Origin of the sequence: Pseudorhizobium flavum, from assembly GCF_044142885.1 — a bacterium.
Lineage (GTDB): Bacteria > Pseudomonadota > Alphaproteobacteria > Rhizobiales > Rhizobiaceae > Neorhizobium > Neorhizobium flavum.
In genome coordinates this window covers 32,642-54,346 of sequence record NZ_JBIOKZ010000003.1, presented here as the reverse complement: position 1 = coordinate 54,346, position 21,705 = coordinate 32,642, and the positions used below count along the sequence as shown (strand labels likewise).

16 protein-coding genes are annotated in these 21,705 nt (G+C 63.1%); 9 read left to right on the top strand and 7 right to left on the bottom strand.

The genetic code is table 11. The annotated features are described in order from the left end of the window. Positions 1–2: 2 nt before the first annotated feature. A complete protein-coding gene (locus ACEPP2_RS07200) occupies positions 3–602 on the bottom strand; it encodes a nitroreductase family protein (protein WP_142586701.1) in 600 nt (199 codons plus the stop codon). A gap of 141 nt (positions 603–743) precedes the next feature. Here ACEPP2_RS07200 and ACEPP2_RS07195 point away from each other — a divergent pair, with 141 nt between their 5' ends. The 9 genes from ACEPP2_RS07195 to ACEPP2_RS07155 all read left to right on the top strand — a co-directional run bounded on the left by ACEPP2_RS07195 (position 744) and on the right by ACEPP2_RS07155 (position 9,609). After that, the gene (locus tag ACEPP2_RS07195; protein WP_077548752.1) at positions 744–1,586 is read left to right on the top strand and encodes a fumarylacetoacetate hydrolase family protein; all 843 of its coding nucleotides are present in this window, start codon (positions 744–746) and stop codon (positions 1,584–1,586) included. Between the two features lie 199 nt (positions 1,587–1,785). Continuing rightward, positions 1,786–3,069, top strand: coding sequence for a polyhydroxyalkanoate depolymerase (locus ACEPP2_RS07190; RefSeq protein ID WP_077548751.1), 1,284 nt, complete (start codon positions 1,786–1,788; stop codon positions 3,067–3,069). Between the two features lie 130 nt (positions 3,070–3,199). Next, positions 3,200–3,622 (top strand): DUF2852 domain-containing protein, encoded by a 423-nt coding sequence (locus ACEPP2_RS07185; RefSeq protein ID WP_077548997.1) that lies wholly within the window; start codon positions 3,200–3,202, stop codon positions 3,620–3,622. An 84-nt stretch (positions 3,623–3,706) separates the two neighbouring features. After that, entirely contained in the window at positions 3,707–4,471 is a 765-nt protein-coding gene (locus tag ACEPP2_RS07180; RefSeq protein ID WP_077548750.1) for a M48 family metallopeptidase, read from the top strand. 82 nt (positions 4,472–4,553) lie between these two features. After that, positions 4,554–5,210 (top strand): phosphoribosylanthranilate isomerase, encoded by a 657-nt coding sequence (locus ACEPP2_RS07175; protein WP_395516185.1) that lies wholly within the window; start codon positions 4,554–4,556, stop codon positions 5,208–5,210. An 11-nt stretch (positions 5,211–5,221) separates the two neighbouring features. Next, complete coding sequence (trpB, locus tag ACEPP2_RS07170) at positions 5,222–6,442, top strand: tryptophan synthase subunit beta (RefSeq protein ID WP_052640847.1); 1,221 nt, start codon at positions 5,222–5,224, stop codon at positions 6,440–6,442. Between the two features lies 1 nt (position 6,443). Continuing rightward, positions 6,444–7,283: a tryptophan synthase subunit alpha gene (gene trpA / locus ACEPP2_RS07165; protein ID WP_395516184.1), complete on the top strand. Its 840-nt coding sequence runs from the start codon at positions 6,444–6,446 to the stop codon at positions 7,281–7,283. Positions 7,284–7,321: 38 nt separating this feature from the next. Beyond that, the gene (accD, locus tag ACEPP2_RS07160; RefSeq protein WP_077548747.1) at positions 7,322–8,230 is read left to right on the top strand and encodes an acetyl-CoA carboxylase, carboxyltransferase subunit beta; all 909 of its coding nucleotides are present in this window, start codon (positions 7,322–7,324) and stop codon (positions 8,228–8,230) included. Positions 8,231–8,256: 26 nt separating this feature from the next. Continuing rightward, a complete protein-coding gene (locus ACEPP2_RS07155; RefSeq protein ID WP_281976968.1) occupies positions 8,257–9,609 on the top strand; it encodes a bifunctional folylpolyglutamate synthase/dihydrofolate synthase in 1,353 nt (450 codons plus the stop codon). A 54-nt stretch (positions 9,610–9,663) separates the two neighbouring features. On the opposite strand, the gene trxA is transcribed toward ACEPP2_RS07155, so the two are convergent. The 6 genes from trxA to ACEPP2_RS07125 all read right to left on the bottom strand — a co-directional run bounded on the left by trxA (position 9,664) and on the right by ACEPP2_RS07125 (position 21,479). Beyond that, positions 9,664–9,984, bottom strand: coding sequence for a thioredoxin (gene trxA / locus ACEPP2_RS07150; RefSeq protein ID WP_052640853.1), 321 nt, complete (start codon positions 9,982–9,984; stop codon positions 9,664–9,666). 71 nt (positions 9,985–10,055) lie between these two features. Then, positions 10,056–13,598: a double-strand break repair helicase AddA gene (gene addA / locus ACEPP2_RS07145; RefSeq protein WP_395516183.1), complete on the bottom strand. Its 3,543-nt coding sequence runs from the start codon at positions 13,596–13,598 to the stop codon at positions 10,056–10,058. Beyond that, on the bottom strand, positions 13,591–16,776 hold the full coding sequence (gene addB / locus ACEPP2_RS07140) for a double-strand break repair protein AddB (RefSeq protein ID WP_395516182.1): 3,186 nt from the start codon (positions 16,774–16,776) through the stop codon (positions 13,591–13,593). The genes addA and addB overlap by 8 nt, the downstream gene beginning before the upstream one ends. A 2-nt stretch (positions 16,777–16,778) precedes the next feature. Beyond that, complete coding sequence (locus ACEPP2_RS07135) at positions 16,779–17,507, bottom strand: nucleotidyltransferase family protein (protein WP_395516181.1); 729 nt, start codon at positions 17,505–17,507, stop codon at positions 16,779–16,781. 22 nt (positions 17,508–17,529) lie between these two features. Continuing rightward, a complete protein-coding gene (tsaE, locus tag ACEPP2_RS07130; RefSeq protein WP_395516180.1) occupies positions 17,530–19,038 on the bottom strand; it encodes a tRNA (adenosine(37)-N6)-threonylcarbamoyltransferase complex ATPase subunit type 1 TsaE in 1,509 nt (502 codons plus the stop codon). Continuing rightward, on the bottom strand, positions 19,035–21,479 hold the full coding sequence (locus ACEPP2_RS07125; protein WP_395516420.1) for a PAS domain-containing sensor histidine kinase: 2,445 nt from the start codon (positions 21,477–21,479) through the stop codon (positions 19,035–19,037). Before ACEPP2_RS07125 ends, tsaE begins: the two co-directional genes overlap by 4 nt. Between the last annotated feature and the right edge of the window lie 226 nt (positions 21,480–21,705).

Genomic DNA, 21,705 nt, shown 5'->3' with positions numbered 1-21,705 from the left:
AACTATTCTTGCCCGACGAAGCGTCCTTCGAACGCCACTTCCGAGAGCGGCTTGCGCTGGCTCTGGACCTCCCGCTCACGCAGGTCGTCTGGAAGCGTCTCCTTCGCAGCGAGCCGCCCGATCGCGCAGGCAGCCTCCACCCGATAGCCATCGGGTATGCTGAGAACCCGCACTGCCTTCTCGCGGTCCATGCCTTCCATCCCATGGGCGTGGTAGCCGAGCTTCATTGACTGGCACGCGATTGAGAACCACGCCGAACCGGTATCGAACGAATGGGTGTATGCCAGCTTTCGCTCGCCATCCTTGGAAATCCGGTAGGTGCGTGAGACAAAGATGATCAATGCCGATGCGTTCTGCGCCCAGCGCTGGTTTCCCGGTGACAGGATATCCAGGAGCACAGGCCAGCTGGCTGTCTCCCGCAAGGCATAGATGAAGCGCCAGGGTTGATTGTTGCCGGAAGAGGGCGCCCAGTGACCTGCATCCAGAATGGTCAGCAAGCCATCCCGGCTCATCGCTTCGCCGGTGAAGGCGCGTGGTGACCAGCGGTCGAGAAAGAAGGCATCCACCGGGTGTTCGGACTGACGGTTGTTGCTTTGGGTCATGGGCGCCGGCTCCGCTGCAAATGACGATCTTAGAAACATAGGGTGAGCGGCGGGCAACACAACGCAGACTGTGGGCAAAGGGGATGACAATGAGCCTGCCATCCTCCATAAGGCAGTTGTCAGACAAGTGGAGGCATATCCGTGAAACTCATGCGTGTTGGTCAGCCGGGCCAGGAAAAGCCGGCAATCCTCGATGCGACCGGCAAGGTCAGGGACCTGTCGCAGCATGTCGCCGACATCAGTGGTGCGGCCATCTCGCCGGAGGGTCTTGCCAGGATCGCAGCTCTCGACCTGCAGAACCTGCCCGAGTTGCAGGTTGACCGTATCGGCGCGTGCGTTGCCGGCACCGGCAAGTTCATCTGCATCGGCCTGAATTTCTCCGACCACGCTGCCGAGACAGGCGCCGCCGTCCCGCCGGAGCCCGTCATCTTCATGAAGGCCACCTCCGCCATCTGCGGCCCCAATGATGATGTCGTCATCCCCCGCGGCTCGGAGAAGACCGATTGGGAAGTGGAGCTCGGCGTCGTCATCGGCAAGACCGCCAAATATGTCAGCGAAGCCGAGGCCATGGAGTATGTGGCCGGCTACTGCGTCTCGCACGATGTATCGGAGCGCGGCTTCCAGACGGAGCGCGCTGGTCAGTGGACCAAGGGCAAGTCCTGCGACACCTTTGGTCCGATCGGCCCGTGGCTGGTCACGAGGGACGAGATCGCTGACCCGCAGAACCTCGGCATGTGGCTGAAGGTCAACGGCGAGACCATGCAGAACGGCTCGTCGAAGACCATGGTCTATGGCGTGGCATTTGTCGTCTCCTATCTCAGCCAGTTCATGTCACTGCAGCCCGGTGATGTCATCTCCACCGGCACGCCGCCGGGCGTGGGCATGGGCATGAAGCCGCCGCGCTACCTGAAGGCCGGCGACGTCGTCGAACTTGGGATCGAGGGGCTGGGTACGCAGCGCCAGACCTTCGTGGCAGATCGTTAACCAGCCGAACGGACGGAACCTTAAGGCGCTTCATGCCATTCTTGATGCCAGGCCTTCGCGCCTGGCATCTTAATTGGTTAATGAATGGTCCCGCCTGATGTTGCACTGCAATCCAAACATGGTAGCCTCTCCCATTGCTCCCGAAGCAGCCGGTCGGCTCCGACCGCCGGTGCCGGTAGCCACGAAAGGCGGCGCATCGATGATCTACCAGTTTTACGAGATGAACCACGCGGCGGTCGCACCTTTCCGTGCCGCTGCCGACGCCATGAGGCTGTTCCACACCAACCCGCTCAATCCGCTCTCCTATACGGCCATGGGGCGGAGCATGGCGGCTGGCCTCGAGCTTTTCGAGCGGGTGACGCGCCGCTACGGCAAGCCGGAATTTGGTCTGCCGACCACTGTCATTGATGGGACTACTGTCCGCGTCACCGAGGACATTGTCTGGTCTAAGCCGTTCTGCAACCTGATCCATTTCCGCCGAGACCTTCCAGCCGGTCGTGCACCTGACCAGAAGCTCCTTCTCGTGGCCCCGATGTCGGGCCACTACGCGACATTGCTGCGCGGCACGGTTGAGACGCTGCTCCCCAACGCCGAGATCTATATCACGGACTGGATCGATGCGCGTGTGGTGCCGGTGACGGACGGTCGCTTCGACCTTGATGACTACATCGATTACCTGATCGAGATGGTCCATCACATCGGCCCGAATACGCATGTGATCGGCGTTTGTCAGCCATCTGTCCCCGTCCTGGCTGCGGTTGCTCTGATGGAGTCGGCTAAGGATCCGCTGGCGCCAGCCTCCATGATTCTCATGGGCGGACCGATCGACACGCGCAAGAACCCGACGGCGGTGAACCAACTGGCCCAGGAGAAGCCGCTCGAATGGTTCCGCGACAATGTCATCATGAACGTCCCGTGGCCGCATGCGGGGTTCATGCGTCCGGTCTATCCGGGCTTCCTGCAGCTTTCGGGCTTCATGTACATGAACCTCGACCGCCATATTACGGCACACAAGGAATTCTACGAGCATCTGATCAAGAACGATGGTGACTCGGCCGAGAGACACCGCGATTTCTACGACGAGTACCTGGCGGTCATGGACCTCACCGAGGAATTCTATCTGCAGACGGTCGACACGGTCTTCATCAAACACGCCCTGCCTGAAGGCAAGATGATGCATCGCGACCGCCTCGTCGACACGAAGGCGATCCGCAATGTCGCGCTGTTGACGGTGGAAGGGGAAAACGACGATATCTCCGGCCTCGGCCAGACCCAGGCTGCGCATAAGATCTCGCCGAACATCCCGGATCATATGCGGATGCATTACATGCAACCCGACGTCGGCCACTACGGCGTCTTCAACGGCTCGCGCTTCCGTCGCGAGATCGCCCCGCGGATTCTGGAGTTCACTGCACGCCACGCCCGTGGTGATGAGCGCCCCAACCCGGTGAAGCGCGTCATCAAGGGTGGCAAGGCGGGATGAATTCCCGCCGCTAATTCAGGTGGTTCTTGAAAACCGGATAGGTTCTTCTTGAAGCGGCCCGGCCGACTCCCCAAATCGATTCCGACGGGCTGGCATGTGGCTGCCCGCGGAAACGAAGGGTATGTCATCGATGAACCAGTCAGCATTGATCCGTCCGGATTGGACGCCGGCCACCATCGCATTGATGGTGCTGGGCTTCGTCGTCTTCTGGCCGCTCGGCCTTGCCATGCTCGCCTATATCCTCTTCGGCGAACGGCTCCAGGGCTTCAAGCGCGATGCCAACCGCAAGGCAGATGGCATGTTTGCCGGCTGCCGCCGGGCCAAGTCGCGCTACAACACGCATTTCTCCACGGGAAATGTTGCCTTCGACGATTGGCGCAAGGCCGAACTTGATCGCATCGAGGAAGAGCGCCGCAAGCTCGACGAGATGCGGGAGGAGTTCGACAGCTATATGCGCGAATTGCGCCGTGCCAAGGATCAGGAGGAGTTCGACCGCTTCATGCGCGAGCGCAAGAACCGCTCCACCGGCCAGGGCGACGTCGTAGATCTCTGAGGATTCACGTGAAACATCGGACCGGCGCCGTCAGGCGCCGGTTTTTCTGTCTCTGCGTTTCCGCGAATCGGCTAGATAAAGCCTATGTTCGCGCTCCTCAAGAAACCGGTCCGTCCGCGCCGCAAGCCCTTGGCTCCGGAGACGCGAACGCTTGAGGTCGGCAGCCGCGCCATGCCGCTCACAATCCGGGAACATCCGCGCTCGACCCGTATCACCCTTCGGATCGAGCCGGGCGCGCGTGGGCTCAGCCTGACAGTTCCCGTCGGCCTGCGTCGGTCCGAGATCGACGATTTCCTTGATCGCCATCAGGGCTGGCTCCTCACCCGGCTCGCTCGCTTTCCGCAGTCCGAGCCGTATCTTCGTCCGGGCTCCGGCATCATGCTGCGCGGCGTGCGCCACGATATCGAACACACGGGCAGCCTGCGCGGCGTGACGGAGGCTGTCCTTCGTGAGGGGAGGGCGGTTCTGCGTATCAGCGGCATGGAGGAACATACCGGTCGGCGCATCGCAACCTTTCTGAAAAAGGAAGCTCGTCGCGATCTCGAAGCAGCGGTCCGGCTGCATGCGCAGGGCGTGCGGAAGCCGGTCAGGTCGATCGCCATGAAGGACACCCGATCCCGCTGGGGCTCCTGTTCATGGGACGGCAATCTGAGCTTCTCCTGGCGCATCGTCATGGCACCACCTTTTGTCATCGATTACCTCGCTGCCCACGAGGTCGCTCATCTGGACCAGATGAACCATGGGCCGGAGTTCTGGGCGCTTTGCCGTCGTCTCTGCCCGCGCACTGACGAGGCCAAGGCCTGGCTGAAGCGCCACGGCTCGCAACTCCACGCAATCGATTTCGGCTGATCTGCGAGCGTCGAACATCGACGAGCAACGGAGAAGCGCTTTTATCTCGACTCCGCCATGATTTCATGCGAACTCGCAGGGCATGAAGCCGGACATCAAGATTTGCGGGTTGAAGACGTCAGAGGCCGTCGACCGGGCGCTCGCACGCGGTGCGACCCATATCGGTTTTATCTTCTTCCCCAAGAGCCCCCGCCATGTCGATCCCGAGATCGCTGCCGAACTGGCCGAGCCGGTGCGCGGCCGGGTAAAGATCGTCGCGGTTACGGTGGATGCAAACGACGAGGAGCTGGACGACATCGTCCACCTGCTGAAACCGGACGTCCTCCAAATGCACGGCCATGAGACGCCGGAGCGCATCCTTCAGGTCAAGGCGCTGTACGGGATACCTGTAATGAAGGCCTTCTCTGTTCGCGAAGCCTCCGACCTCGAGCGCATCGACCCCTATGTCGGTGTCGCCGACCGGTTCCTGTTCGATGCAAAGGCCCCCGCCGGGTCAGAACTGCCCGGTGGCAACGGCGTGTCATTCGACTGGAACATCATGGCCTCGCTTGACGCAAGCGTCGATTACATGCTTTCCGGGGGCCTGAACAAAGACAATGTCGGTCTTGCGCTCGCCTCCACCCGGGCCCGCGGAATTGATGTGTCCTCCGGCGTCGAAAGCGCGCCGGGCATCAAGGACATCGTCATGATCGACGCCTTCTTTGACGCTATCGCAGAGGCCCGCTCCGTCGGAGCCTGAGGGAGTAGAGAGTGAATCAGACGCCGAAACCCAATTCCTTCCGCTCCGGGCCCGATGAGGATGGCCGCTTCGGCATCTTTGGCGGCCGGTTCGTCGCCGAGACCCTCATGCCTCTGATCCTCGACCTGCAAGCCGAATGGGAAAAGGCGAAGACCGATCCGGAATTCCAGGCAGAGCTCCAGCATCTCAACACACACTATACGGGTCGTCCGAGCCCGCTCTATTTTGCGGAGCGCCTGACGGCCGAACTCGGCGGCGCCAAGATCTACTTCAAGCGCGACGAATTGAACCACACCGGGTCTCACAAGATCAACAACTGCCTCGGCCAGATCCTGCTCGCGCGCCGCATGGGCAAGACCCGCATCATCGCGGAAACCGGCGCCGGCCAGCACGGGGTCGCCTCGGCCACCGTCGCCGCCAGATTCGGCCTGCCCTGCGTGGTCTACATGGGTGCCACCGACGTCGAGCGTCAGGCACCGAACGTGTTTCGCATGAAGCTTCTGGGCGCCGAAGTCAGGCCGGTTACGGCCGGCCACGGCACGCTGAAGGATGCGATGAACGAGGCCCTGCGCGACTGGGTCACCAATGTCGACGACACCTATTACCTGATCGGCACGGCTGCGGGCCCGCATCCGTATCCGGAACTGGTTCGCGAATTCCAGTCGGTGATCGGCAAGGAAACCCGCGAACAAATGATGGCGGCGGAAGGCCGCCTGCCGGACATGCTGGTGGCGGCCGTTGGTGGTGGCTCCAACGCCATTGGTCTCTTCCATCCGTTTCTCGATGATGAGTCCGTCAAGATCGTCGGTGTCGAAGCAGGCGGCAAGGGTCTGGATGGCGAGGAGCACTGTGCCTCGCTGACAGCCGGCTCGCCGGGCGTCCTGCACGGCAACCGCACCTATCTACTGCAGGACGGTGATGGGCAGATCAAGGAAGGCCACTCCATCTCGGCCGGCCTCGATTATCCGGGCATCGGCCCCGAGCATTCCTGGCTGAAGGATATGGGCCGCGTCGAATACGTCCCGATCATGGATGACGAGGCGCTTGCCGCCTTTCAGATGCTGACCCGCACCGAAGGCATCATCCCGGCACTGGAGCCGAGCCATGCGCTCGCGGAAGTCATCAAGCGCGCGCCGAAGATGGACAAGGACCAGATCATTGTGATGAACCTCTGCGGCCGGGGCGACAAGGACATCTTCACCGTCGGCAAGATTCTCGGAATGGGCCTCTGACATGACCGCACGCATGGACAAGAAATTCGCTGACCTGAAGGCCGAGGGCCGCCCGGCGCTCGTCACCTATTTCATGGGCGGCGATCCGGACTATGATACGTCGCTCGCGATCATGAAGGCGCTGCCGGCGGCCGGCGCCGACGTGATCGAACTCGGCGCGCCATTCTCCGATCCGATGGCCGATGGCCCGGCGATCCAGCTGGCGGGCCAGCGGGCGCTCAAGAATGGCCATTCGCTGAAGAAAACGCTGCAGATGGCCCGCGATTTCCGCGAAGGCGACGACACGACGCCGATCGTCATCATGGGCTACTACAACCCCATCTACATCTACGGCGTCGACCGCTTCCTGGAAGACGCGCTGGAGGCGGGGATCGACGGTCTTATCGTCGTGGACCTTCCGGCGGAAATGGACGATGAGCTCTGCATCCCAGCGCGCAAGAAGGACATAAACTTCATTCGCCTGACGACACCGACCACCGACGACAGGCGCCTTCCGAAGGTGCTGACCAACACCTCCGGCTTCGTCTACTATGTCTCGATGACCGGCATTACCGGCTCTGCTCTGCCTGATCCGTCGAAGATTGCAGGTGCCGTTGAGCGTATCAAGAAGTCCACCGACCTGCCGGTCTGCGTCGGATTCGGCGTCAAGACAGCCGAGCATGCGCGGCTGATCGGTGCCTCGGCGGATGGGGTCGTGGTCGGTACGGCGATCGTCAACCAGGTCGCCACGTCGCTCGACAAGGATGGCCGGGCCAGTGCCGACACGGTGGAATCGGTCACGACTTTCGTTCGAGGCTTGGCAACCGGCGTGCGGTCAGCGCGACTTGTAGCCGCCGAATAGTTTCCCACATAGGGCGCAGTTTATCAGGAGTAACCCACGTGAACTGGATCACCAACTACGTCCGGCCGCGGATCAATTCTATGCTTGGCCGCCGTGAGGTTCCGGACAACCTCTGGATCAAGTGCCCGGAAACGGGTGAGATGGTCTTCCACAAGGACCTGGAAGAGAACAAGTGGGTGATCCCCGCTTCCGGCTATCACATGAAGATGCCGGCCAAGGCGCGCCTGACCGATCTCTTCGATGGCGGCGTCTTCGAATCGCTTCCCCAGCCCAAGGTTGCCCAGGATCCGCTGAAGTTCCGCGACTCAAAGAAGTACATCGACCGTCTGAAGGACAGCCGCCTGAAGACCGAGCAGGAGGACACGATCCTCGCCGGCCTCGGCCAGGTGCGCGGCGTGAAGCTCGTCGCGGTGGTTCACGAGTTCAACTTCATCGGCGGTTCGCTCGGCATGGCAGCGGGCGAGGCGATTGTGAAGGCGTGCGAGCGTGCAGTCGCTGAAAAATGCCCGCTGGTGATCTTTCCGGCCTCCGGCGGCGCCCGCATGCAGGAAGGCATCCTGTCGCTGATGCAGCTGCCGCGGACCACAGTCGCGGTCGACATGCTGAAGGAAGCTGGCCTGCCGTACATAGTCGTGCTGACCAATCCCACCACCGGTGGCGTCACTGCATCCTACGCCATGCTCGGCGACATCCATATTGCCGAGCCGGGTGCCGAAATCGGCTTTGCCGGCAAGCGCGTCATCGAGCAGACGCTCCGCGAAAAGCTGCCGGAGGGCTTCCAGACGGCGGAATACCTGCTGGAGCACGGCATGGTAGACATGGTCGTCAACCGCCATGATCTGCCGGATACGCTTGCCACGCTTCTGAAGATCCTGATGAAGGCGCCCGCAGCCAACGATGATTCGGCTGAAGTCCTGGCGCTTGCCCCCGTGGCAGCGAGCGCCTGAGTCGATAGAGACGCTGGATCGGCGGGATGAGTGCAATGAATATTCCCGCCGTCAGCGCGGCCGAGCAAGAGATCGAGAAGCTGATGACCCTTCACCCGAAGGGTTTCGACCTGTCGCTGGACAGGATCAGGCGGCTTCTGGAGGTGCTGGAAAACCCCCACCGCAAGCTGCCGCCGGTGATCCATATCGCCGGTACGAACGGCAAGGGCTCTGCAACGGCCTTCTGCTCCGCCCTCCTGGAGGCGGCTGGTCTTGCCGTCCATGTCCACACCTCTCCGCACCTCGTCAACTGGCATGAGCGCTATCGAATCGGCGTCAAGGGCGGCCGGTCGCAAATCGTGGAAGACGAGATGTTTGCCGAAGCCCTGCAGCGGGTGGCGGCCGCCAATGCCGGCCAGACCATCACCGTTTTTGAGATTCTGACCGCGGTGACCTTCCTGCTCTTCTCCGAGCAACCGGCCGATGCCGTCATTCTCGAAGTTGGTCTCGGCGGTCGCTTCGACGCCACCAACGTCGTCGAGAGACCGGCGGTTTCGGTGATCATGCCCATCTCTCTCGATCATCAACCCTATCTGGGAGACCGGGTCGAACTCATCGCTGCGGAGAAGGCCGGCATCATGAAGCGCGGCTGTCCGGTCGTGATCGGCAAACAGGAATACAGCCCGGCGCTGGACGTGCTGGTCGAGAGCGCCGAACGGCTTTCCTGTCCCATGGCTGTCTACGGGCAGGACTTCTCAGCCCACGAAGAGTTCGGTCGCCTGATCTACCAGGATGAGTTTGGTCTCGCCGACCTGCCGCTGCCGCGGCTTCCGGGGCGTCATCAGATCGCCAATGCAGCCGCCGCCATTCGCGCGGTGAAGGCAGCGGGTTTTGTACTCACGGATGCGATGATCGAGAAGGCCATGGCAACCGTCGAGTGGCCGGGCCGCCTGCAAAGGCTCACAGAGGGCCGGCTCCTGGAACTGGCGCCGAAGGATGCGGAAATCTGGGTTGATGGTGGCCATAACCCCGGTGCCGGCGAGGTCATCGCCGAGGCGATGGCAGGACTCGAGGAGCGGCGGGCGCGCCCCCTCTATCTCGTCACCGGCATGATCAACACCAAGGATCCCGTCGGCTATTTCCGTGCCTTCGCCGATATTGCCGAGCATGTCTTCACCGTTCCGATCCGTGGCTCCGATGCCGGCCTCGATCCGGTGGCGCTCGCTGAATCTGCCTTTGATGCGGGATTGGTGGCAGAGCCTGCCGGATCGGTAGCAGAGGCATTGGCAGAAATCGTGCGCCGCCAGCTGCCGGAGGCGGTACCGCCACGAATCCTAATCGGTGGCTCGCTCTATCTAGTCGGCAATGTCCTTGCCGACAACGGCACTCCGCCAAAATGAAGAAAGCCCGGCGCGACGGCCGGGCTTTCTTCATTTTGAACCGATTTCCCTGCCTCAAGCGGCGCCGGAGATCCAGGCGGAGAGAGCAGTCTTTGGGGCGGCGCCAACCTTGATGTCAGCCACTTCGCCACCCTTGAACATGGCGAGGGTCGGGATGGAGCGGACGCCGAATTTCGCGGCAAGCTCCGGGTTTTCGTCGATGTTGAGCTTGGCGACCTTCACCTTGCCGGCCATCTCGTTGGAGATTTCCTCAAGGCTCGGACCGATCATCTTGCACGGGCCGCACCATTCTGCCCAAAAGTCCACGACCACGGGTTGGGTCGAGTCCAGAACCTCGGCCTGGAAATTGCTGTTGTCGACTTTCACGGTCGCCATAGGGCTCTCCTTGTGAAGAATGTGTTGCGCACAATGTGAGGCTGCGGCCGCCTCTTTTCAATACTGCTATCTCACTTTGGCCGAAGCTCGGCAAGCGAACGGTCGAGGATCTCCGGCGACAGCGACACCACGCCGCCCGTCTCCGTATAAGCGAGGACGCAGCGAAAACGGTGCCTTGGATAGAGTGGCCGCAGGATCTCGCGGTAGAGGGCGAGCTGTGCCCGATGGACGAGGGGCACATCCTCTTCGCGATCCGGCGGCTTCCGGTTCGTCTTGTAGTCGAGGACCGTAACCTCCTCGTCATCCACCGCCATCCGGTCGATGCGGCCCGAGATGGCATAGTCCTGCCCGCCCAGGCGGAGCGTCCCCATGATCGATACCTCCGCCTGGCTGTGGCCGGAAAACACAGGCTGGAGATCCGGATGGTCGAGCACAGAAAGCACGCAGTGAACCAGGGTCTCGCGCTCCGCCGACGGCCAGAAACGTGCCGCCCGCTCCGCATATCGCCGCGCCGCCTCGGCCCGTTCGCCTGCCGGGAAATCCGGAAGAATTTGGAGCATGCGGTGCACCAGCCGGCCCTTCTGGAGGGACAAGCCATCTGCGGTCCTTTCCCCAAAAAGCGGCGAGGCCGTCAGAAGATCGTCTGCCTCGTCTTCGACCATGGTGCCGGCGCCGGACGGGCTGAGGGGGCGTGGAAGCGAGACCTGTGGCGGAAGGGCACGGCCGAGTGCCGCCGGCAGAGACTGAGCCTGATCCGGGCGTTCCTTCGCATCATCCGCACGCGTGGCAGTATAGACCCCTGCCGGAAGGCGCCAGCGGAAGCCGCCCCATTCCCCGTCCGGGCCGGAAAAACGAGCGGCGCTGCAATGCTCGGGGTGGCCGCAGAGGGCGTTTGCGATCATGCTGTTCCAAGTGTCGGGATTGGCATTCTTGCCGCGATAACCGCAGACGATCAGCCGGTCTGCAGCTCTCGTCATGCCGACATAGAGTAGCCGCCGATACTCCTCCTCGGTCGCCTGCCTCAGCCGTTCGTCATCGGCACTCGTCAAGGAATTGGCGAGCGTCTTTGTCGGCACCCATGCCGGAACTTCCAGCCCATCCTGCGGCAGAAGGCGCAGTTTCGGCACATGCGAGGAAATGAAGGCCTTCGACCCGCTGTCCACTAGGAAGACGATCGGCGCCTCCAGACCCTTGGAGGCATGCACGGTCATGATCCGCACCTCGTTACGGCCGCTGTCCTGTTCGCGCTTGATCTCCGGTGATTCGATCTCCAGCGTCGAAACGAAGGACTGAAGGCCTGGCAAGCCCTTGGCTTCGTGATCGAGGGCGAACGTCAGGAACTCGTCCAGGATATCGCCCGCTTCTGTGCCCAGTCTCCCCAAGAACTGGCGACGGCCCCCTAGTTGCCCGAGAACCCGCGCATAGAGATCGTGTGGGCTCATCTGACGTGACATCGACAGGAGCTGCTTCAGTTTCTCTGTCGCCGTTGCAAACCGCAGCGGCTGCTCGTCTGCAAGCCGGCACAGGTGCTGCCAGACGCCGCTTCCCTCCGGCCGGAGTGCTGCCACTTCGAAAACGTCTTCTTCCGACAGGTTGAACAGCGGGCTCTTGAGCAGGGCTGACAGCGACAGGTCGTCCTGGGGCAGCACCAGGAAACGTCCGAGCGACAGGAGGTCCTGAACCGCAATGTGACTGGTGAGGCGAAGTCGGTCGGCACCGGCGACAGGGATGTTGCCGCGCCGCTTGAGGGCCCGGGTCAGCGCATTCACGAAGGCGTCGCGCTTGCGTACCAGGACGAGCACGTCTCCCGGCTCGATCGGTCGTTCGATGCCCTTCTCGATGATGGTCTCGCGTCCAATCATCTCGCCGATCGAATGGGCGATGCGCGCCGCCAGGATCGCCGATGGCGCCTTGTCGGGCGTCGCATCGAACGGCGCCGTCCAGTCGTCGCCTGCATCGGCCACCTCCGGCACCACCACGTCCCACAGGTCGACGGCGCCAGGATGACCAATCCTGTTCGAGCGGTGGACGATAGCCTCGTCCTCGAACGTCAGTCCACGTGCGTTCTCGGGCAGCGAGAAGACCTGATCCACCGCCGACAGGACATCGGCGGTGGATCGGAAGGACAGCGGCAACCGCACCGGATGGAAGCGTTGGCCGCTCGCTTCCACATCCTCGCGTGTACGAGTACGCTCCGCCGCGAAGCGTTCCGGCTTCGCGCCCTGGAAGGAGTAGATGGACTGTTTCGCGTCTCCGACGGCAAAGATCGTCCGTCTCGTCGTCCGGGCACTGCTGCCGGAATAAAAATCCTCGGCCAGCGACTTGATGACCTCCCACTGTACGGGACTGGTGTCCTGTGCCTCATCCACGAGGATGTGGTCGATCCCCTGGTCGAGCTTGTAGTGCACCCAGGCCCCGACGCCGTCCCGGGTCAGAAGATCTGCCGTTCGCGCTATGAGGTCTTCAAAGTCGAGCAGGCTGCGCTGCTTCTTCAGATCCTCGTAGTCGTCGTTCAGCCGCTCGGCGAGCACCAGTGCGGCCGCCGTTGCCCTTGCCATGCGCATGACGCGCAGCCGATCGCGGCAAGTGAGAACGTGGTCGCGGGCGAGATCGACGGCGCTGGCGAGCGCGGGCGCTGCGTCGAGCATCTTCTTCGCCAACAGAGAACTGTCCGCCTTCGGCTTGCCGACGCTGGTGAGAAACAGACCTTCAAGAATCTGGACGCGCCGATGCGCGTCGCTCTCCGTTTGGCAAAGACGCAGACCGTAGGCGACCTCCTGCACCTTTGAGCCTCCCTTCTCGTCCGCAAGCTGCAGATATGTCGCCAATGTCCCTCCCGAAAGGCCGGGAAGTGGCCAGTAGCTTTCGACGACGGAGGCTTCCGTCGCGGCTTCTGGCAAGCCGAAGGCCTGCCGCAGGAGGCGATCGACGCCTCCTTGCCGGTCTGCATGGGCGAGAAACTGCCGGATCGCCGTGCGGTGTGCGACAATCTCGCCGAGTAGGTTCTCCAGCCCGAACTCATCACCGAGGTCAAGCACATGGGCAAATGCCTCTGCCAGCACCGGGTCGTCTTCCGCCGAGGTCGCGGTCAGCAGCGAACGGCGCGCCTCGGCAAGGAGGGCCGAGGCAGCACGATCATCCAGGACGGAGAAATGCCCGGCCACATTCGCCTCCAGCGGAAACTGGTGGAGGAGCGCTTCGCAGAAGGCATGGATTGTCTGGATCTTCAAGCCGCCCGGTGTCTCAAGCGCCCTTGCAAACAGCCGCCGAGCCTCCGCAAGCTTCAGCGCATCCGGCTCCGCACCCTCGATCGAGGCGATCCGCTGCTTCAGGTCGCGGTCATTGAGGACGGCCCATTCCGCCAGCCGCTGGAAAACGCGGTTCGACATCTCAGAGGCCGCGGCCTTGGTATAGGTGAGGCAGAGGATGGAGGAAGGGCGGCAACCCGAAAGCAGCAGCCTGATCACCCGCTGGGTCAGCACATGCGTTTTTCCGGAGCCGGCATTCGCCGAGACCCAGGCGGAACTCGTAGGGTCGGAGGCGAGCGACTGTCGCATCGCTGTCCAGTCCAGCCAGTCGCGGGGATCGTCCCCCTGGGGCAGGGCGTCATTCATCGGCCTCGACCTCCTCGGCATCGGCGGTCGACCATTCGGCGACACGGGCGAGATGGTCGTAATCGCCGCCATAGTCGCTCTGCATGAAGGGTACGAGGCGAGAGGCAAATCCCATCCTGCCGCTCCGCAGATGCGTCACGAATTTCGTCAACTGCTCGATCGACTCGTCGGCAAGGTCCGTGGCCGACTTGCCGTCCTTCTTGGCTTCGTTGTTGACGCATTCCGGCTTGAAACGGTCGCCCGGCTTCAGTCGGACGTAAAGAAGCTCGTCTACGTCGACCGCGCCGACGGATTTGAAGGCACCGGCGCGTAGCGCGGCTGCCTCCAGCGCCAGTTGCGGGTCGAGAAGCGAACGCGCCTGCGAGCAGGATGGGCTCGAACCGGTCTTGTAGTCGATGATGGTGGCCAAGTTAGAGCCCTTGATATCGATACGGTCGGCGATACCCGTCAGCCGGACGTCCAGGCCAGGAATGTCCCAGCCGGCGCCGCATTCGGTGGCCGTCGTCCGGATGTCGGGCGCGCGGCGTGCCTCCCATTCAAGGAAGGCACGGCCGACCTCCACGAAACGAGGCCGCCAGACACGGTCGATATGCGGCGGCAGGCGCTCCGCGTCGAAAAGTTCGTCAGTGATCCGGCGCATCGCCTCCAGAGATGCCGGTGTGCCGGCGACGTGCTTTTCCCTTGTATAGCGGTCGATGATGGCGTGATAGAGCGTGCCGCGGTCGGCTGCGCCGGGATCGGCGTTGAACGGCGCGACCGGATCGAGCCTCAGGATTCGGCGGGCATAGATCGCATAGGGGTCTCGTCGCAACCGTCCGACTTCGCTGAAGGAATAGCGCCTTGGCTGCAGGTCTGCCGGCGGTTTCGGCGCGGGACGTTTCGCCGGCGCCTGGTTCTCGCCGGCATCGATCTCGCTCGCCCAACGCCGGTACTGATCGCCACGCGTTCGGAGCTGCCGCGCGAGGTCCTCCCCTCCGAGCGCCAGCAGTCGCTGCAGCCACCGCGAGGCAACGGTTGGCGTGGACCCCTGTCGAAGCGAGCGCGAATAGATCAACTGCCGCGTACCGCTGGCCATGACGAAGTCATGCGCCAGTTGCCCGATCCGCCGCTCCGGCGGCTCCAGTCCCATCTCCGTTTTCATCGTCCGCGAGAGGAAGGGGTTGTTGACGGTCTGCCCCGGCCACGAGCCTTCGTTCATTCCCCCGAGGATCATCGTGTCCACGGTCTGCAGCCGGGCTTCCAGCGTGCCGAAGATGAACACCCGCGGATGGCTCAGGGAACGCGGCTTGACGGCCTCGCCGGTCGTCAGAGCCTGCATGATGTCGATCCACTGCGGGCCATCCGCCTCCATCTGTCCGTCGGTGTCGATCACCTCGCCGAGAAGGGAGGTGAGCCGCTCTCCCGCTTCCCCCGACCAGAGGGAGGAGAGGTCGCCTCCTTCATCGGCGCAGATGGCTTCCAGCGCCCGTCCGGTGCGGGTTGCCCAATCGGCGAGGCTCAGTTTGGACGTCAACCCGCGCCCATCGGCCCGACGGGCGAACAGTGCGCTGGCAAGCGGTTCAACGGCTTCACCCAGTCGCTCTGCCAGCTCGAGTGCCTCGGCGAAGGCCGTCTCAGAGAGGGTGGAACGCCATGCTGGCGGATGGCGATTCTCCCGCTGTGCCTCCCGCTGCTCCTCGAGAAGGGGTGCAAGCGCCGAGATGTCCATGTCCCCCCGACCACCCCTCAAGGCGATGAGCTCAAGCGCTTCCGCCGCCTCACGAAGCGTTTCCCTCTCCATGCCGAGGCGCATCAACGGATGCTTCAGGAGCGAGGTTATCGCCACCGGATCGCCGGGCTGCAGCGTTGCCTCCAGGAGAAGCTGGAGCAGGGTTCCCTGCGGCGTCGCGGAAAGGGGTGTACCTGCCGTGTCGTCGGCCGTGATTCCGAAGCGCGCAAGCTCCGCTGTCACCCGCCGCGCAAGTGCGCGGTCGGGCGTGATCAGCGCCGCTTGTGACTCACGCCCCCCCTGTCCCGGCTGTTCAAGTGCGAGACGCAGTACGATGGCGATCGCCACGGCCTCTTCCCGCTCGTTGGCCGCTTCGATGAGGGCCACGCCCTTGAAGGCATCCTCAAGATCCTGAGGGCTCGTCTCGCTGCGCCAGGTGCTCCATTCATCCGTTGCAGCCGACGGAGCAAGCGCTTGGGAAATGGTCCGGTTGCGAAAACCGAGGTCGGCCGATGGTGGCTCCAGCACGGTCACCTCGTCCCGATCGACGCCGAGCTTGAGGAGCAGGCGGGACAGTGCGAATTGCGAATGACTGCGGCTTGCCGGCTCTATCCGGCCCGACGGGGCTTCGTTGCTGATCGCCTGCCAATGGTTGGAGGGCATGGCGCAATCCAGCCCGGGCAGGACGACCGCCCCTTCTGGGAGGCCTGCGATTGCAGCAATGAGATCCGCGGCGGCCGGGATGGAGCCAGTCGATCCGGCGACAATCACCGGTCCCTTGTGCTGGCGCTCGCCAATCCGTCGTGCTTCGCCGCGCAGGAGGGCTGCCTGGTGGCGGGCGGGTGAGGAGCGGCGCAGTTCCTCAAGCCGCCCGGGCCAGAACTCGCTGGCGATGCGAAGAAACTGGGCGGTGAGCTGCCACCAGATTGCAAGGTCGGCGGTCCCGAGCTTATCCAACTCCGCCCAGTCCCGCTCCTCCGTTTCAACGGAATCGATCAGTTCGGCCAGCGATCGCGCAAGCCAGATGGCATCCGCCGGACTCGCCGGCGCAATCAGCGGCGAGTCCGAATGGATGTCGATTACCACCTGCGGTAACCTGTTGCGCCAGGCGAGGATCAGCCGGCCGAGTTCCAGAAGCCGAGCCACCCCGCCGATCGGCGTTGCGAGGTCCATCTCTTCAGGCGCAGCGAGATCGAAATAGCCACTGTCGTCCTCCGTCTCGCCAAGCGGTCGGATGACGGGAAGAATGGCGGAACCTCCACCCAAAAGGTCCACAAATTCAGAGCGTAGCACGCGGGCCGCGCGTCGCGTCGGGACGAAGATGGTGACATTGGCGAGCGACAGCGGGTCCCGTGGGTCGTGATGGAACCCCTCGTGCAGTCGGCCGCCACAAAGTGCGGCGGCGACTGTCCTCAGGAACGGCGTGCCCGGCGGGATGGTGAAAACCCGCTTGTGACGGCGGCCCTCCATGGTCACGCCTCGGCGTGGAGACGGGAGAGAACCTCTTCCGCCTCGACGAGCGCGTCGGGTGTTCCGACCGTCAGCCAGTGACCTTCGAGCACGAGGCCGAAGAGCCGGCCCGCGGCAATGGCTTTGTCGAAATAGAGATTGAGGTTGAAGGCTTCGTGTGGCGCGTCGTCCAGAAGGGAAGCGTGCATCGCAATGGCTCCTGCATAGACGAGCGGCTGGGCTCCGTCGCGATAGCGCGTCAGGCGTCCGTATTCGTCGAGCTCAAAATCCTTCTTTCCGTTATGGCCCGTGGTCCGCTCCAGAGGTACGCAAAGGAGTACCATATCCATCACGGCAGGGTCGAAGAAGGCGGCAAGACGTTCCAGGTTCGTGGGCTGACCCGATTTTTCCTCTACCCAGAACAGATCCGCATTCATCACGAAGAGCGGGGCACGGTCCAACAGTCGGACGCCCTTGGCGAGTCCGCCGCCCGAGTTCATCAACTCATCGCGTTCGTCAGAAATCACCACGTCCAGCCGCGGATAGGCCTTCAGATGCATCTCCATCTGGTCAGCGAAATGATGGACGTTGACAACTGCCCGACGGACCCCTGCATCGGCGAGCGCATCCAGCGCGTAGTCGATCATCGCCTTGCCGGCGACCGGCACCAGGGGTTTCGGCATGGTATCGGTGATTGGGCGTAAGCGGGTTCCAAGACCCGCTGCGAGCACCATGGCCTGGGCGATCTTCATGTCCTGCTTTCTAAAGCAGGGCTCATGATTCGGGTAGCTCTATTCCGGTCTCCAGGCACCAGTGGCGAAGCGGAGCGAGCGCTTCGTGCTTTAGGGCTTGCGCGAGGTGGGCGAGGGTGCGCGGCATATGCTTCATATAGCCGGGCTTGCCGTCGCGCTTCCACAGCCGCACCCAGAGCCCGGCAAGCTTGCAATTGCGCTGCGCCGACATGATCGCGAACGCCTTTAGGAAGACAGCTTCATTGAACGGCCCGAGTGACCGGCGCAGGGCGAAGTAGTCACGCATCATCTGCTCGGCTAGTTCAGGGGGAACATCGACCCTGGCATCCTGGACAATCGAGGCGAGGTCATAGGCGGTCGGGCCGATCATGGCATCCTGGAAGTCGATGATCCCGACCCGGCGGACGCCGGATTCGTGGGCGCGCCAGATGATGTTTGGGGAGTGGAAGTCGCGCAGCAGCAGATTTTTCTCGGCGGGCGCGAGTTCGGCAATCAGATCGTCCCAGACGGCCAGATAGGCCTGCCTTTCCTCCTCGGTGGGGTCGGTGCCGCGCTTCCAGGGAAGGTGCCAGTCGAGCAGGAGGCGGGCCTCGATCTTCATCGCGGTCGTGTCGAAGTCGGGGACATGATGGACGCGGCCATCCACCGGAAGATCCTGGCGCGGCGGGTGGCCGTGCAGATAGGCGAGGCAGACGACGCTTTCCCGATAGCGATCCGGAATCGGCCGGCCGTTGTCGTCAAGGACGCCTTCCTGCCCGAGGTCCTCAAGGAGGAGGATCCCCTGGTCGTAGTCGACCCGCAGGACCTCCGGCGCAGCGAGGCTGAGCTCCCGGAGGTACCGGGAAATCGCCACGAACGGGTACGCGTCTTCGGCAAGGTGGACAACTTTCGGATAGGGCTTCCCGTCGTGCACCGGCGGCCCGTCGGGCTGGCGAGGCCAGTTCATCAGGATGAGCGAGCCGCCCTGATCTAGAGCAACAGTTTCGTAGGCACGCACCGAGGCATCGCCGGTCAGGTACCGCCGCCTCGCGTCTAGGTATCCCCACTTGATCAGCGTTGTGCGAATGGCGAGGGATCGCCGAATCCGCTCCAGCGCCGGCGCTGGCCCCGAAATTCTTGCGGTTCGGCCGGCACCATCGTGCTCCAGCCGCATCGTCAGCCGATCCGGAGGGAGAAGATCCCAAGCCATCTCCGGCCATTCGACCAATGCGATGCCCGTGGCGAGGGTTTCGTCCAGGCCGAGTTCATCCAGCTCGGATGGGTCTCCAAGCCGATAGAGGTCGAGATGGGCAACGGGAATGCGCAGTTCGTAGTTCTGCACCAGTGTGAAGGTGGGCGAGGGAACCTCGAGGGCGTCCTCATCCGCCATGGCGCGCAGCAGGGCGCGTGCGAATGTCGACTTGCCGGCTCCGAGATCCCCCGATAGCGCCAGGCAGTCCCCCTGCCGCAGCGCAAGCGCGAGGTCTTCGCCGAGCCGGATCGTCGCCGCTTCGTCCGCAAGGGTGACGACGATCGCCGGATTGTCGCTCATTCTGCGGCGGCGATGGTACGCATGGCTGATCCGGTCGGGATGCGGCAGGTAACGGTCGTTCCGCCACCGGGGCGGCTGTCGATACGCACATCGCCGTGATGGAGGGTGACGAAGCTCTCGACGATGGAGAGGCCGAGGCCCGCGCCGCTGCGCTTGCCGCCTTGCGGGCTGGAGGAGAAGCGGTTGAAGACGCTATTCAGCATCTCCGTCGGGATGCCGGGACCATTGTCCGAGACAGAGAAGTAGACGTCCTGGTCGTCCCGCCGGCAGGTCAGGGTGATGGTGCTGCCTTCGGGCGCGAAATTTGTGGCGTTCGTGAGCAGCTTCAGAAGGATCTGCTTCAGTCGCTGCTGGTCCGCAATGATGCTCCCCAGGCCTCTTGGAGCTGTGATCTCCAGCGTCACGGCATTCTCGTGCAGACGGTCGGCGATCTGCATCGCCACGTCGTCCAGGAGGTCGTCAAGACCAAGCTCCGTGTAGTTGAGCTCCATGATACCGGCATCGACCGTGGCAAGGTCGAGGATGTCGTTGACGATGGTGAGCAGCAGCGAGGAAGAGGTCGAGATGTGCTCGACATACTCCGCCTGGCGTTCGTTGAGGGCCCCGACGCCGGGGGTCTTCAGCAGATCGGTGAAGCCGATGATGTTGGTGAGTGGCGAGCGAAGCTCGTAGGATACGTGCTGGACAAAATCGTTCTTGATCTCGTCTGCCTTGCGCAGCGCCTCGTTCTTCTCCATCAGCGCACGCTCGGCGCGGGCACTGGCGGTCATGTCGACGAAGGTGAACATCGTCTGGGCATTGGGCAGCGGCGTTACCGCATAGTCGAGGATCAGGCCGGAATAAAGCTCGAACGTCCCCTGCAGCGAGGGGCGCGCATCGTCGCCGCTGGTCAGCATCTGGCCGAAACGGCGCCAGCCGTCAGGCTTGTCGTAGGAGGGGCTGCAGGCTTCCTCGATGGCCCTGATATGCGTGCCCGGCTTTGCCTGCTCTGCCGTGATTCCCCAGAGCGCGCGGAATGCCGGGTTGGAAAGCTGGATGCTGCCGTCGGGGCCGAACACCGCCACACCTTCCGAAAGGTGATCGATCGTCTCCCCCTGGACCTGCAGAAGCGTGTTGTAGCGCGTTTCCAGGTTGACCTGCTCGGTCAGGTTCTCGAAGACCCAGGTGGCGCCACCCTGCGGATGAGCGGTGGCTACCACGCGCAATGTCTCTCCGTTCGGCAGATGCCAGAGCTCATCCTTGGCATCGAGCGCCTGGTAGATGGAAAGCGCCGACTCCTTCCAGCTCCGCCAGTTGAGCGGTTCGGGAAGCTTGTTGCTGCTGCGCAGGCGGTCGAGGAGCTCGCTGTTGTCCGGGCGAGAATCAAGGAAGCCGAGATCTAGGCCCCAGAGTGTTACGAAGGCCTGGTTATAGAATTGCAGGCGGCGGTCGCGATCGAAGATCGCCACCGGCGTCCCGAGATTGTCGAGGGTTTCGGCATGGCTACGAAGCGTTCTCTTCAGCTCCTCCCGGACCGATTCGGCCTCGGAGACGTCGAGCGCCATGCCTGCTGACCCTCCGGCGGCGACGACGTCAACGATCTCGTAGATCGTCCTGTTGCCGTGAACAACGGTGGAAACACGATCGTGGAAGGGCGAGGCCGGTGTGGCGTTCGCACGGATGCTCTCGCGGGTGATGGTCCCGAGAAACTCCCGAGCCTCGCCGACCGCTTGATCCGGGCTCGCCGTTTCGACGGCTTCGCTATAGGCGTGGTTGACCCAGACGAGCTTGCCGTCGCTGTCGCGGCGCCACACCGGCTGTTCCAAGGCGTCGAGTAGGGACTGGAACAGGGTGATGGAGCCCCGAAGCCGCTCCCGCTCTATCTTCAGTTCGGCAAGTTCGGCACGCAGGTTGTTGAGCGCGATAAAGCGCACGAAGGCCTTGCCGCCGGAGACCCGACCCTGAACCTCGAGGATTTCGTCCCGGACGGTTTCCGCCACCATGTCGAAGGTGCAGGCGTCGCCCCGAAGTGATTCGACAGCTCGTTCCAGTTCAGCCGCTGATTTGGGTCGCAGCCAGCGCCCGAAGGCCAGAAACTCGCGGTCGTTTTGCGGTGCGCCAGTATCGGCCGGCAGTTGTCCAAGGACCTCGGGACGAGCGATCGAGCCGTCCCAGATGATGATCCTGCGGTTCTTTTCGGCGATCAGGGCCTCGTATTTCGAAATGCGTTGCTGCGCGTCGGAGAGCGCGTTGCGCATCTCCTGGCTTTCCGCCTCCATATTCCCCTTCTGGCGCACCAGCCAGAGAACCGAAAGCAGGGTTGCACCGAGTGCACCGATGACGAGTGAAGAGATGGCGACTTCGGATGAGGAAAACAGCCTGACTGCCGCAGGTGCTTGCTGCTGGGCAAGTGCAGTGCCAGCAAACGCTGCCAGGGTACTGCCCGACAGGAGAGCGGGCATGAGGGAGCGTTTCAGGCTCTTCGACCGCGAGGATATGCGGCGAACCTGCGAAGCGTTCCCGCCCTCGCCGAGGGAGAGCGAAGCACGGCCATCGCAACAGCAAGCCGCCCCTTCCGCTGGGTTCTGTTCGTTCACCGCCATTCCCGGTCTGTCTCCGTCCTTTGCCGCATCTCGACAAGACATCCCACATCGCCCTTGCCCGAAGCAGGAGCGAATCGATGCCTAA